This window comes from Tersicoccus phoenicis (genome assembly GCF_001968835.1).
GTDB lineage: Bacteria > Actinomycetota > Actinomycetes > Actinomycetales > Micrococcaceae > Tersicoccus > Tersicoccus phoenicis.
Map to the genome: position 1 here is coordinate 15,431 of NZ_MRDE01000055.1, position 13,292 is coordinate 28,722.

The window sequence follows — 13,292 nt, forward strand, 5'->3', positions numbered from 1 at the left end:
GAACCACCACGGGCATCACTAGGCTAGGGAGACATGAGAAGAGCAAAGATCGTCGCCACGTTCGGACCGGCACTCGAGGAATACTCGCAGGCCAGGGCAGTTCTGGAGGCGGGCATGAACGTCGCCCGGCTGAACATGAGCCACGGCGACCACGCGGTGCACGCCGCGAACTACGAGAACATCCGCCGTGCCGCGGAGGAGCTGAACCTGCCGGTCGGTATCCTCGCCGACCTGCAGGGCCCCAAGATCCGGCTCGGTCGGTTCGAGGACGGCCCGCACCAGCTGGCGGTGGGGGACACGTTCACCATCACCACCGAGGACGTGCCCGGCACGAAGGAGATCTGCTCGACCACGTTCAAGGGCCTGCCGCAGGACGTGCGCACCGGTGACACCCTGCTGATCGACGACGGCAAGGTCGTCCTGCAGGCCACCTCGGTCGGCGCCACCGAGGTGCAGACCGTGGTCGTGGTCCCGGGCGCCGTGTCCAACAACAAGGGCATCAACCTGCCCGGCGTCGCCGTCAACGTCCCCGCCCTGAGCGAGAAGGACGAGGACGACCTGCGCTGGGCCATCCGTCAGGGCGCCGACATCATCGCCCTCTCCTTCGTCCGCAGCGCCGACGACGTGCGCCGGGTGCATGAGATCATGGACGAGGAGGGCCGCCGCGCCCCCGTCGTCGCCAAGATCGAGAAGCCGCAGGCCGTCGAGAACCTGCACGACATCATCGACGCGTTCGACGCCATCATGGTCGCCCGCGGGGACCTCGGCGTGGAGCTGCCGCTCGAGCAGGTGCCGCTGGTGCAGAAGAAGGCCGTGGAACTGGCCCGCCGGTGGGCCAAACCGGTGATCGTGGCAACCCAGGTGCTCGAGTCGATGATCGAGAGCCCCCGCCCGACGCGCGCCGAGGCGTCCGACTGTGCGAACGCGGTGCTCGACGGCGCGGACGCGGTGATGCTCTCGGGCGAGACCAGCGTCGGGAAGTACCCGATCGAGACCATCCGCACCATGGCCCGCATCATCGAGGCCACCGAGCAGGGCGGCTTCGAGCACATCCCGCCGCTCGGCACCAAGCCGAAGACCCGGGGCGGCGCCATCACCCGGGCCGCGGTGGAGATCGGCGACATGCTGGACGCCAAGTACCTGTGCACGTTCACCCAGTCGGGCGACTCGGCGCGGCGGTTGTCCCGGCTACGGCCGAGCAAGCCCGTGTTCGCGTTCACCCCGATCGAGCACGTGCGCAACCAGCTGTGCCTCGGCTGGGGGCTGCAGCCGGTCTACTCCGAGACGGTCCAGCACACCGACCAGATGACCGAGTTCGTGGACACGTTCCTGCAGGAGAACCGGCTGGTGGAGATCGACGACCTCGTCGTGATCGCGGCCGGGTCGCCTCCCGGGCAGGTCGGCACCACCAACTCGCTGAAGGTGCACAAGGTCGGCGACCTCGGGGACGCCGGTGCGGTGCTCAACGGCAACCGCAAGAAGGAGCCCCTCGGCCCGTGGCCGACCACCCCGACCCCCGGCGGGCCGGAGCACTGAGGCGCCAGGCCGGTCGGCCGGGCCTCAGGCCATCTGGCTGATGATGGTCTCGGCGACCTGGCGCATGCTCAACCGACGATCCATCGAGGTCTTCTGGATCCAGCGGAAGGACTCGGGCTCGGTCAGCCCCATCTTGGTCATCAGCAGGCTCTTCGCCCGCTCGACCAGTTTCCGGGTGGCGAACTGCTCCTGCAGGTCCGCCACCTCCGACTCGAGTGCCACGATCTCCTCGTGCCGGGAGAAGGCGATCTCGATCGCCGGGATCAGGTCGGCCGGGGTGAAGGGCTTGACCACGTAGGCCATCGCCCCGGCGGTGCGGGCGCGCTCCACGAGTTCCTTCTGGCTGAACGCGGTCAGCAGGACGACGGGGGCGATCCGGTCGGCCACGATCTGCTCGGCGGCGGTGATGCCGTCCATCACCGGCATCTTCACGTCCATCAGCACCAGGTCCGGGTCGAGTTCCCTGGCCAGGTCGATGGCCTTCTGCCCGTTGTCGGCCTCGCCCACCACGTCGTAGCCCTCGCCCCGCAGGATCTCGATGATGTCGAGTCGGATCAGGGTCTCGTCCTCGGCCACGAGGACCCGGCGGGACGGGTGGCCGGCACCGCCGTCGTGCTGCGGCGATCCGGTGGTCGCCGTCGCCGGCTGATTCGCTTCTGACACGAAGGTGCTCCTCACTGCGCGAGCACGCGGGTCGGGCTGACCACGTGCGCCGCTCCAGCCTATCGGCAGGTAGAGTGGAATCCCGCACGGACCGGACAACAGGTCCGGTCGCGCCCGAATGGCGGAATCGGCAGACGCGCCGCACTCAAAATGCGGTACCGAGAGGTGTGTGGGTTCGAGTCCCACTTCGGGCACCACCCGCGGGCCCTCGGCGACGACGGCGGCCGGCACACCGGCAGGCGGGCGGACCGGCGGCCGAGAGACGAGGACGAGGACATGGCTCAGACACCCCCGCAACTGCCCGCCGCGTACACGCGCTACCTCTCCGGCCGGGACGAGAAGTTCATCGAGACGGTGCGGCCGGCGCTGCAGCAGTCCGCCGCGGACGGCCTGTACGGGGTCCGGGTGCGACGCGCCCCCGACGAGGTCCAGGCGCACGTGGACAGCACTGTCCCCTTCGGCGAGATCGCGGAGGATCTCGGCTAGCTCAACGGCTAGCTCCGGGCTGTCCCGGCTACTTCCGGGGCGAGTCCGGCGTCCCGCCCTCAGCCGGCGTCGCTCCAGGCGAGCAGCTGCTCCACCGGCCAGGTCGTCACGATCCGCTCGGCCGGCACGCCCAGCCGTTCGGCCCGTTCGGCTCCGTACTGCAGGAAGTCGAGCTGGCCGGGTGCGTGCGCGTCGGTGTCGATGCTGAACCGGCATCCGGCGTCGAGCGCGAGTGCGATCAGCTCGTCGGGCGGGTCCACCCGCTCGGGCCGGGAATTGATCTCGACGGCGACGTCGTGCTCCGCGCACGCCGCGAACACCGCCTCCGCGTCGAACTCCGACGGCGGCCGGGTGCCGCGCCCGCCCGTCACCAGCCGGCCCGTGCAGTGGCCGAGCACGTTGGTGTGCGGGTCGGCGATCGCGGCGAGCATCCGCCGGGTCATGGTCTTCCGGTCGGACCGCAGCTTGGAGTGCACGCTCGCGACGACGACGTCGAGCCGGTCCAGCACGTCCGGTGTCTGGTCCAGGGTGCCGTCCTCGAGGATGTCGACCTCGATGCCGGTGAGCACGCGCACCCCGGCACCCGCGTCGATACCGGACCCGTTGATACCGGCGACGATGTCCAGTTCGCGCTCGAGCCGCTCGGTGCTCAGCCCGTTGGCAATGGTCAGGCTGGGGGAGTGATCGGTCAGGGCGAGGTACTCCCGGCCGAGCAGGGCGGCCGCCGCCACCATCTCCTCGATCGGCGACCCGCCGTCGGAGAAATCGCTGTGGCTGTGCAGGTCACCGCGCAGCTGCGCCCGCAGCGTCTCGCCGCCCTCGGCCAGGGGACGGGCGCCCCGCTCCCGGGCGGACGCGAGGTAGTCCGGCACGTCACCGGCCAGGGCCTGACGGATCACCTCGCCCGTGCGGCCGCCGATGCCCTTCATCCTCCCCAGCCGGCCGTCCGCATTCCGCGTCCGCAGATCGTCCTGGTCCAGGCCCCGGATCGTGTCCGCCGCCCGACGGAACGCCTTGACCTTGAAGCTGGGCGCCAGCTCACGCTCGAGCCAGAACGCGATCTCCGACAGGGCGTCGACGGGGTCCATGACTCCATCGTCGCACCGTCGCGGAAAACTCACGCAGGGCAAAGCGGCGCGAACGGACCCACCAGCGGGTTGACCGCCTCGCACTCCATCCCGAACAGCAGGGTTACTGTCTGGGCTGGGGCGCTTGGGCCCGAACAGTGTTGTCGTTGATCGGGCTGGAGTGCGAGGCCAAGAGGTCGGGGACGCGCAATCGACGCCTCAGCGTCGGATCAGATTCGTGATCCGCGCCGTGGACAACCGCCGACCCGCTTCGTCGGTCATCACGACCTCGTGCGTGGTCATGGTCCGCCCCAGGTGCAGGGGCGTGGCGGTGCCGACGACGACGCCGTTCCGGATGCCGCGGTGGTGTGTCGCGTTCACGTCCGTGCCGACGACGACGACGCCGGGACCCGCCCACAGGGACGCCGCCGTCGATCCGAGGGTCTCCGCGAGCACCACGTGCGCGCCGCCGTGCAGCAGTCCCACCGGCTGGGTGTTCCCGTCCACCGGCATCGTCGCCACACACCGGTCGACCGTCAGCTCCGTGAAGACGATGCCCATCCGGTCCGCCAACCCGGTGCCCGCGAACGGGAACCGCGCGTGCAGCTCGTCCGGGATGCCGCGGGCACGCAGCGCATCCCGCTGTTGGTCGGTCAGGTCCGGGGCGGCAAGGCGCCCATCCGTATCCGTCACGGCGCTCATTCTCGCACCGCTCCACACGCCGCTCCCCGCAGGGCCGGGCGCCCGCGGGCCCGGCCCGTCACCGCCCCGTCGTCCAACAACTAGGGTGGACGGGTGACTGAGACGACGACGAGCCCGGACCGACCCACCCTGCTGCTCATCGACGGTCACTCGATGGCCTTCCGGGCGTTCTTCGCCCTTCCGGTCGAGAAGTTCAGCACCACCACCGGTCAGCACACGAACGCGGTCTACGGCTTCACCTCGATGCTGATCAACCTGCTCAAGCAGGAGCGGCCCACCCACATCGCCGTCGCGTTCGACCTGGACAAGCCCACCTTCCGGGACAGCCAGTACGACGCCTACAAGGCCGGCCGCAACGCCACCCCGAACGAGTTCAAGGGTCAGGTGGAGCTGATCACCCGGGTGCTGACCGCAATGAACATCCGCACCGTGACGGCGGCCGGGTTCGAGGCCGACGACGTCATCGCTACCCTCGCGACGCAGGGCGAGGACGCGAATTTCGACGTCCTGGTCGTCACCGGCGACCGGGACGCCTTCCAGCTGGTGGACGACGCGGTGACGGTGCTCTACCCGCGCAAGGGCGTCACCGACCTGCCCCGGATGGACGCCGCGGCCGTCGAGGAGAAGTACTTCGTCCCGCCGAACCGGTACCCGGACCTGGCCGCCTTGGTCGGGGAGACCGCGGACAACCTGCCCGGCGTGCCGGGGGTGGGCCCGAAGACCGCCGCCAAGTGGATCACCCAGTACGACGGCCTCGACGGTGTGCTGGCGCACGCGCCGGAGATCAAGGGCAAGGTCGGCGACTCGCTGCGTGCCCACCTGGACGACGTACGCCGCAACCGGCAGCTGAACCGGCTCGTCACCGACGTCGAGCTGCCCGTGGGCCTGGACCACCTCGGCATCAGCGCCCCGGACCGGGAGGCCGTCGACGAGTTGTTCGACGCCCTCGAGATCCGCACCCTGCAGCCGCGGCTGTTCGAGTTGTTCGGGGAGCAGGAGGAGCCGCCCGCGGCCGACGAGATCGTCGCGCCCGACCCGACGACGCCGTCGACCGCCGCCGAGCTGACCGCCTGGTTCGCCGCGGCGCCCGGCCAGGTCGCGCTGGTGCCGCTCGTCGACGGCGGTGACTGCACGACGCTGGTGCTCGTCGCCGAGCCGGCAGGTGCTGACGCGGCAGGTGCTGCCGAAGCCGAGCCAGCCGCTGACGGTGGCGACACCGGACAGGCCGCCGAAGCCGTGGCCGCCCGGGTCGACCTGACCGCCCTGGACGCCGACGCCGAAGCGGTGCTGGCCGGCTGGCTCGGGGACCGGGACGCGCCCAAGGTCGTGCACGATCTGAAGACCGTCTACAAGCTGCTGCGCGGCGGCCGCGGTCTGGTGCTCGACGGCGCCGTCGACGACCCGTCACTGTCGGGCTACCTGCTGCAGCCGGACCGCCGCAGCTACGAGCTCGCCGACCTGGCCCAGCACCACCTGCGGATCAGCATCGCCGGGACCGACGCCGCCGGCACCCAGACGGAACTGGACCTCACCGGGGACCAGGAACAGACCCGGGTGGCGACGGCCGCCCGAAACGGCGTCGTCCTGCTGCGGCTGAGCCGATACCTCACCGACGAACTCGCCGCCCGGGGCTCCGCCGACCTGATGACCCGACTCGAGTTGCCGCTGGCCAAGATCCTCGGTGACATGGAACTCGCCGGGATCGCCGCCGACACCGCTCACCTGACCGGGTTGACGGACGACTTCGGCGCGGCCATCGACGCCGCCCAGCGCGAGGCGTTCGCCGTCATCGGCAAGGAGATCAACCTCGGCTCGCCCAAGCAGCTGCAGGCCGTCATCTTCGACGAGCTCGAGCTGCCGCGGACGAAGAAGATCAAGACCGGGTACACCACGGACGCGGACGCCATCACGGATCTGATCGCCCGCACCGACGGGCACCCGTTCCTCGTCGCCCTGCTCGCCTACCGGGACGCCAGCAAGCTGCGCCAGACCGTGGAGGGGCTGGTCAAGTCCGTGGCCGACGACGGCCGGATCCACACCACGTACGTGCAGAACATCGCGGCCACCGGGCGGCTGTCCTCGATGAACCCGAACCTGCAGAACATCCCGATCCGCACCGACGAGGGCCGCCGGATCCGCGAGGTGTTCGTCGTCGGTGACGGGTACCGCACCCTCCTGACGGCGGACTACTCGCAGATCGAGATGCGGATCATGGCGCACCTGTCCGGGGACGAGGCGCTGATCGAGGCGTTCCGCAACGGGGAGGACCTGCACCGGTTCGTCGGGTCCCACGTGTTCGGGGTGGCGCCCGCCGACGTCACCCCGGCCATGCGGTCCAAGGTCAAGGCCATGTCCTACGGGCTCGCCTACGGGCTCAGCTCGTTCGGCCTGTCCAAGCAGCTGGCCATCGGCGTCGACGAGGCGCGCACCCTGATGGGCGACTACTTCTCCCGGTTCGGCGCGGTCCGCGACTATCTGCGCGGCATCGTCGAGACCGCCCGCAAGGACGGGTACACCTCCACCATCGAGGGCCGCCGCCGCTACCTGCCCGACCTGTCCAGCGACAATCGGCAGCTGCGGGAGATGGCCGAGCGTGCCGCCCTGAACGCCCCCATCCAGGGCTCGGCCGCGGACATCATCAAGAAGGCGATGCTCGGCGTGGACCGGGCGATCACGGCCGCCGGATTGTCCTCCCGGATGCTGCTGCAGGTGCACGACGAACTCGTGCTCGAGGTGGCCGCGGGGGAGGAGGAAGCGCTGACCGCGCTGGTGCAGGAGCAGATGGCCGGGGCCGCCGACCTGACCGTCCCGCTGGAGGTTCAGGTGGGCCTGGGCCGCAGTTGGCACGAGGCAGCCCACTGAGGCGTCGTCCGGGGGGGACGGCTACGGCCGGTCGCCCGGGTGGGGTGACCGGCCGTAGCCGAGGGGGTGGTGGGGGTCAGCCGACCTTGTAGGGTCGCCAGCCGGCGCCGATCCAGGTGCGGGGGATGAACCCGCCGCCGGTGCGGAGCCGGTAGGCCCAGTTCCCGCCCCAGGCGTCGACGCCGACGATGACGTTGGTGCCGTAGAGCTGGTGGGGGTAGAACGTGTACCCGTTCCAGCCGTTGCCGATGACGGGGCGCCACTGGTTCAGGAACGCACCGGCCCCGTTGGTGCGGTAGAGCAGCAGTTGGCCGCGGGCGTTGCGGGCGAGCAGGTCGGGGGTGCCGTCGTTGCCCCAGTCGGAGACGACGAAGGTGTAGCCCTTCCAGCCGGCCCCGATGGGCCGGGCGGACTGGATCATCCCGCCGGTGGGGTTGCCGTACCGGTAGAGGATGCCGGTGGTGTTGGACCGGGCGATGATCTCCGGTCGCTTCGCGCCGCGGGTCCAGGTGCCCAGGGCGATCTCCATCGGCTTCCAGCCGCGGCCGATGATCCGCATGGAGAACCCGCCCGAGCGCAGCCCGGTGTAGAGGCGGATGTCCCCGTTGTTCCACTGGGCGACGATGTCGGAGATCCCGTCCCCGGTCCAGTCGGTGTTGTAGACCTTCACGGCGGGCTGCCACCCGGTGCCGACCTTGGTGCGACCGCCGACGTTGGCGTGGTAGTCCCACAGGGTGCCGTCGGGGCCGACGGCGATCACCTCACCGCGGGCCAGGGTCGGCCGGTACGGTGCCGGGACCGGCTTCGGCGCCGGGGCAGGGGTCGGTTTGGGCTTCGGTGCGGGCAGCGGGGCGACGGGCGCGGTGGTCGCGGACCGCTTGGTGAGGGTGGAGTACCCGTCGGTGACGGTGACCTCGACCTGGAACCGGCGGCCCCGGTCCGTCTCACGGGTGACGTAGGTCTTGCCGGTAGCGCCGGGGATCTTGGCGTTGTCCCGGTACCACTGGTACTGGATCCGGGTGCCGCCGGGCCAGGCGCCGGGGTCGGCGGTCAGGGTGGCGGGCCCGGCCAGGCTGCCGCTGATCGACGGCGCCCGGGTGGTCCAGGCCAGGGTGGCGGGGGCGACGGTGTCGGTGGAGTAGGTGGTCACGGTCACCGGCATGCGCTCGGGCTTGGTGGCGGTGACCCGGGCGGCCAGGGTGCCCAGGGCTTTGTCCGGGGTCGGGGTGTAGGTCGCGGCGGTGGCCCCGGGGATCGGGTTCAGGTAGTTGTCCAGCCACTGGTAGGACAGGCTGGTGCCGGCCTCCCAGGTACCCGGGTTGACCCGCACCGGCACCCCGACCTTCAGCGTCCCGGTGATCGACGGCTCCGCCGACCGGGACACCTCCACCGGGTCAGCAACCCGGGCTGAGTCACTGGACAGGTAGGTGGTGGACAGGTCGAAGTAGGTACCGGTCTGCCGAACATTGATGACATGTCCGACGTCGGCGGTGGTCAGTGCATAGCTGGTGCCCGTGGCGCCGGCGACCGGCTTACCGTCCCGCAGCCACTGGTAAGTGACGTCCGTCTCGGTCGGCACCCACTGCACCACCGACGCTTCGAGCGTTTCACCTGCCCGAGCGATTCCGTTGATGATGCTCCACCCGGTAGCGGAGGGCTTGCCAGACCAGACCTGGGGGCCGTTGACGGTCACGTCGAATGGGCGGTAGCCGGGGGCGGTGGCGGTGACCCGGAGTTGGATGTACTGCTGGCTGTCGGCGTCGCCGAGGGTGTAGGTGGGGCCGGTGGCCCCGGGGATCGGGTTCAGGTTGCGGTACCACTGGTAGGCCAGGGCGGTACCCGGGGTGGTGAACCCGGTGGTGGCCGCGGTCAGGGCCAACCGCTGCTGCGGCTTGCCGGTGATCGTCGCGGTACCGGCGGCCAGTTCCGGCTTGGCCAGATACGCGAAGTACTCGTCCGGGCTGTCGAACACGTTGGTCGGGAGATTCTTGTAGGTGTAGAAGTCGGCCATCGCCAGGGACTCGAACGCCGGGTTGGCGGTGACGTAGCCGATGCCGATGACGTTGTAGTCCGGGTACACCATCGTGGACTCGTGGTCGGGGGAGCCGATCCACCCGTTGACCGCGTCCTGGCCGCTGGTGGTCTGCCAGCCGGCGAGGTTCTCCGCGCCGCCGTCGATCTGCCCGGCGACCCGAGGGTCGGTGCCGAACGTGGCGTTGTGGTCCGGGATGGTCATCTTCGAGGCGGCGATGACGCCGTCCTGGGCGACCGCGCCGGCCGCGGCGCCGAGCTTGAGCTTGGGCAGGTCCTTGGACGCCCGGTAGGTGTTGATCCCGTTGAAGATGTCGGTGACCTGCGCCCGGTAGGCCGCCGACGGTCCGGTGATGGCCGGCGCCGCCGCCGGGCTGGTGGTGCCCGTGGTCTTGGCCGCGGTGGCGGGGCTGGTGGTGCTGGAGAACGTGGCGGCACCCGCGCGGGTCGAGCCGGTGATGGCCGGGGCGGCCACCGCGGTGCTGATGGACCCGGCGCTGAGGGCCAGGGAGAGGACGGCGGCCAGCAGGACGCGGACCGTCTTCGGGTGAGACCGGTTCATGAGGATTCGCTTTCTCGTCAAGGGACCGCCGACCGCCCCCAGTCGGTGGCCCGCGAGTCGCTGCTTCATCATGCCTCATCAGCGGCCTCCCCGGTAGCACCCAGCTGGTGTCGGGACGACGTCGTGTCAGACTCGCCCGGTACTCGTGCCCGTAGGCTGGTCGGGTGAGCCAACACGACCAGTACGAGATCCGCCGATTCCGGGCCGGCCGGCCGGACGACGGAGCGGCAGGTTCGGGAGCGGTGCCCCCGGAGACGGAGGCCTGGTTGCAGGCCGTCAACCGCGGCTTCTACGACCAGGCGTTCACCCCGCGCACCCTGCGCCGGGAGGCCGGGTACTACCACGCCGACGACCGGCTGATGACGGGGGTGTACGTCGCGGACGCCCCGCGGTACTCCGTGGGCGCCGAGGTGCCGGTCGCCACCTTCACCTCGTTCACGAACACGCTGAGCACCGGTGACGCGCTGCTACCGGCGCACCTGATCTCCGACGTCACCGTCCGGCCCACCCACCGCCGCCGCGGCCTGCTGCGCCGGATGATGACCGACAGCCTCGCCTCCGCGCACGGCGCCGGCCTACCGATCGCCGCGCTCACGGCGACGGAGGCCACCATCTACGGTCGGTTCGGCTTCGGGGTGGCCACCCAGACCAGCACCGTCGAACTGGACACCACCTCCCGGTTCGCTCTGCCGATGGCGGAGGACGGCGCCGTCGGCGTCGTCGAGCTGGCCCGCCGCGAGGCGATCGCCGAGGTGGCCGGCGACGTGTTCACCCGGTTCCACGAGAACACCCGCGGGTCCGTGGGTCGGCAGGCCGCCTACCCCGCGCGGATCGACGGCACCATCAACGGGTACCGGGAGGAGCCGGACCTCAGCGTCCGCGCCGCGCTGCACTACGACGACGACGGCGCACCCGACGGCTACCTCACCTACCGGTACGTCGACGGCCGGGGCAGCACCGACGCCGTCCCCGTGATCAAGATCCTCGATCTCGTCGCCACCGGACCGGACTCCTACCTCGGCCTGTGGAATTTCATCGGCAACCTCGATCTGATCGAGCGTGTGCGCTACGACACCGCCCGCATCGACGACCCGCTGCCCTGGGCGATGGCCGACACCCGCGGCTACCGGGTCACCGGCCGCTCCGACCTGCTCTGGCTGCGCGTCCTCGACCCCATCGCCTGCCTGCAGGCACGCCGCTACTCCGGTGACGGCGAACTGAGCCTGGCCGTCACCGACCCGCTGGACCTCGCCGCCGGCACGTTCGACGTCGGCGTCTCCGGCGGCGTCCCGTCCGTGCAGCAGACCGCGACCGGGCCCCGCACCGACGCGGACGTGACCATCGACGTCGCCTCGCTCAGCTCGGCGTTCCTCGGCGGTGCGACGATCGGCGCCCTGGCCGACGCCGGCCGGATCCGCGGGGACGAGACGGCGATCCGGAAGCTGGCCCGGATGTTCGCCGTCGACCGCGCCCCGTACTGCATCACCCACTTCTGAGCGGCCCCATTTCCGAGCCACCCCTTCTGAACCACCCTTTCCGAGCGACCCATTCCGACCCGCCGTCACCGTCCCGAACCGGAGGTCCCGCGTGCAGCACCCCGACTACGAGATCCGCCGGTTCCGGGCGGCCCTGGACGGCACCGGCGAGGACGCCCGTGCCGACGCCGTCACTGGTGCGTGGATCGAAGCCGTCAGGCGCGGCTTCCACGAGAACCCACCGGTGCCCGGCCAGGTCGAGCGGATGGTCGGCTTCTACCGCCAGGACGACCGCGAGCTGACCGGCGCGTACGCGACCGGCACGCCCGACGGCGCCGTCGACACCGCGGTGCCGGTGGCCACGTTCGGCACGATGCGGCACACCCTCAACACCGGTGCGGCACTGCTGCCCACCCACCAGATCACCGCCGTCACCGTCCGCGCCACGCACCGCCGGCGCGGGCTGCTGCGCCGGATGATGACCGAGGACCTGCGCCGGGCCGCCGACGCGGGGCTCGCGATGGCGGCGCTCTTCGCGTCCGAGGCGACCATCTACGGAAGGTTCGGCTTCGGCGTCGCCGTCGAACGGGAGTCGCTGCGGATCGACACCCGCCGGGGTCTGTCCCTCGTCGGCGGTGCCGGCGGTGCGGGCGCGGCCGGCCAGGCGAGCGCCGACGGTGCCGGCGCGACCGAGTTCGTCGAACGGGAGGCGATCGCCGACATCGCCCGGGCGGTCTTCGCCCGCTGGCACGCCGTCACGCCCGGTTCGATGGACCGGCAGGCGTCCTACCCGGGGGTCATCGACGGCACGCTGCGCGAGGAGGATCTCGAGCCGGACACCGCCGTCCGCGGCGCCGCGCACTGGGCAGCGGACGGAGTCCCGGACGGCTACGTGACGTGGAAGTTCTCCGGCTGGGAGACCGGCCCGACGACGGTACGCGTGCGTGACTTCGTGGCCGTCACGGACGAGGCCTACCGAGCGCTGTGGAACCTGCTCGGCTCCCTGGACCTGGTCGACGTCGTCACCTGGGAGCATGCGAGTGTGGACGAGCCCCTGCGCTGGGCCGTGGCGGACACCCGCGTCTGCGCCGTGACGGAACGGGAGGACAGCCTCTGGCTGCGCATCCTCGACCCGGTCGCCGCGCTGCAGGCCCGGCCCGGCGGGGCGCCCGGCTCCGTCCGGCTCGCCGTCACCGACGATCTCGGCATCGCCGCGGGCACGTTGGACCTCGTGTCGGCGGACGGCCGGCTCACCGCTGTGCGGGTCGCCGACGGCGTCACTGCCGGGCCGGAATCGGAGGCCGAGGTCACCCTGTCGGTGGCCGCCCTCAGCTCCGCCTACCTGGGCGGGATCAGCGTGCTCACCCTCGCCCGGGCGGGCGCCGTCGACGGCGATCCCGAGGCGGTGCAGCGACTCGCCGCCATCCTCGCCACCGATCGCGTGCCGCAGTGCCTCACCGACTTCTGACCGCCCGAGGTGCCTCACTGAGAAGTGAGCGCGAGAGCTGACCTGGTGCCTCACGCGTGGTGAGCGCGAGGCTTGGGGTCATCTGGTTGTCTGGAGTCGACGGATCGACGGTTCCAAGGATGCCATGTCGAGGTGCCGGCTGGCGGTCATGGCCTCGGTCCGGTCGCGGGAGAGGTCGATGAGCCGCAGCTGTATCTGGTTGATGCGCCGGGTCAGATCGGCCGGGTTGACGCCCTCGATACGGGTCTGGACGGCGCGGACCTGCTGGGCGCTGAGCAGCCCCGATGCGAGCACTCGCTGCCACGGGGTCCTCGGCGTGTCGTAGAGGCGCTTGCGGCGCCCGTCGGCCGTGGTGGCGTAGCCGGTGGGCTTCTTCGTCGGGGTGAAGAAGTTCAGCCGCATCGATACCAGCGGCCAGAGCTCGCCCAGCAGCGCGAGCT

The 13,292-nt window shown here is 71.0% G+C and carries 9 protein-coding genes, 1 tRNA gene and 1 pseudogene; 6 read left to right on the plus strand and 5 right to left on the minus strand.

Annotated elements, in window-relative coordinates; translation table 11 throughout:
* Nucleotides 1-33: 33 nt before the first annotated feature.
* On the plus strand, nt 34-1,536 hold the full coding sequence (gene pyk / locus BKD30_RS08445) for a pyruvate kinase (RefSeq protein WP_076703961.1): 1,503 nt from the start codon (nt 34-36) through the stop codon (nt 1,534-1,536).
* Nucleotides 1,537-1,560: 24 nt separating this feature from the next.
* Here the strand turns inward: pyk and BKD30_RS08450 are convergent, their stop codons facing one another.
* Nucleotides 1,561-2,112: an ANTAR domain-containing response regulator gene (locus tag BKD30_RS08450; RefSeq protein ID WP_076703973.1), complete on the minus strand. Its 552-nt coding sequence runs from the start codon at nt 2,110-2,112 to the stop codon at nt 1,561-1,563.
* 199 nt (nt 2,113-2,311) lie between these two features.
* Between BKD30_RS08450 and BKD30_RS08455 the strand changes: the two genes are divergently transcribed.
* Nucleotides 2,312-2,396: transfer RNA gene (locus BKD30_RS08455), tRNA-Leu, on the plus strand.
* A 79-nt stretch (nt 2,397-2,475) separates the two neighbouring features.
* Nucleotides 2,476-2,685: a hypothetical protein gene (locus tag BKD30_RS08460; protein WP_076703974.1), complete on the plus strand. Its 210-nt coding sequence runs from the start codon at nt 2,476-2,478 to the stop codon at nt 2,683-2,685.
* A 59-nt stretch (nt 2,686-2,744) separates the two neighbouring features.
* Here the strand turns inward: BKD30_RS08460 and BKD30_RS08465 are convergent, their stop codons facing one another.
* A complete protein-coding gene (locus tag BKD30_RS08465; protein ID WP_076703962.1) occupies nt 2,745-3,773 on the minus strand; it encodes a PHP domain-containing protein in 1,029 nt (342 codons plus the stop codon).
* Between the two features lie 198 nt (nt 3,774-3,971).
* The gene (locus BKD30_RS08470) at nt 3,972-4,454 is read right to left on the minus strand and encodes a hotdog fold thioesterase (RefSeq protein WP_083956159.1); all 483 of its coding nucleotides are present in this window, start codon (nt 4,452-4,454) and stop codon (nt 3,972-3,974) included.
* Between the two features lie 153 nt (nt 4,455-4,607).
* On the opposite strand from BKD30_RS08470, the gene polA reads away from it, so the two are divergent.
* Nucleotides 4,608-7,316, plus strand: coding sequence for a DNA polymerase I (gene polA / locus BKD30_RS08475; protein ID WP_083956163.1), 2,709 nt, complete (start codon nt 4,608-4,610; stop codon nt 7,314-7,316).
* Nucleotides 7,317-7,392: 76 nt separating this feature from the next.
* Here polA and BKD30_RS16120 read toward each other — a convergent pair whose 3' ends face one another.
* Nucleotides 7,393-9,909 carry a CAP domain-containing protein gene (locus BKD30_RS16120; protein ID WP_076703965.1) on the minus strand — a complete coding sequence of 839 codons (2,517 nt, stop codon included), beginning with the start codon at nt 9,907-9,909 and terminating at the stop codon, nt 7,393-7,395.
* A 164-nt stretch (nt 9,910-10,073) separates the two neighbouring features.
* Here BKD30_RS16120 and BKD30_RS08485 point away from each other — a divergent pair, with 164 nt between their 5' ends.
* Together BKD30_RS08485 and BKD30_RS08490 are read left to right on the plus strand one after the other, a co-directional pair.
* Entirely contained in the window at nt 10,074-11,405 is a 1,332-nt protein-coding gene (locus BKD30_RS08485; protein ID WP_076703967.1) for a GNAT family N-acetyltransferase, read from the plus strand.
* A gap of 91 nt (nt 11,406-11,496) precedes the next feature.
* Nucleotides 11,497-12,852 (plus strand): GNAT family N-acetyltransferase, encoded by a 1,356-nt coding sequence (locus BKD30_RS08490; RefSeq protein ID WP_076703968.1) that lies wholly within the window; start codon nt 11,497-11,499, stop codon nt 12,850-12,852.
* A 78-nt stretch (nt 12,853-12,930) separates the two neighbouring features.
* Here BKD30_RS08490 and BKD30_RS08495 read toward each other — a convergent pair.
* Nucleotides 12,931-13,292, minus strand: a pseudogene (locus BKD30_RS08495) (hypothetical protein); the annotation flags it as partial.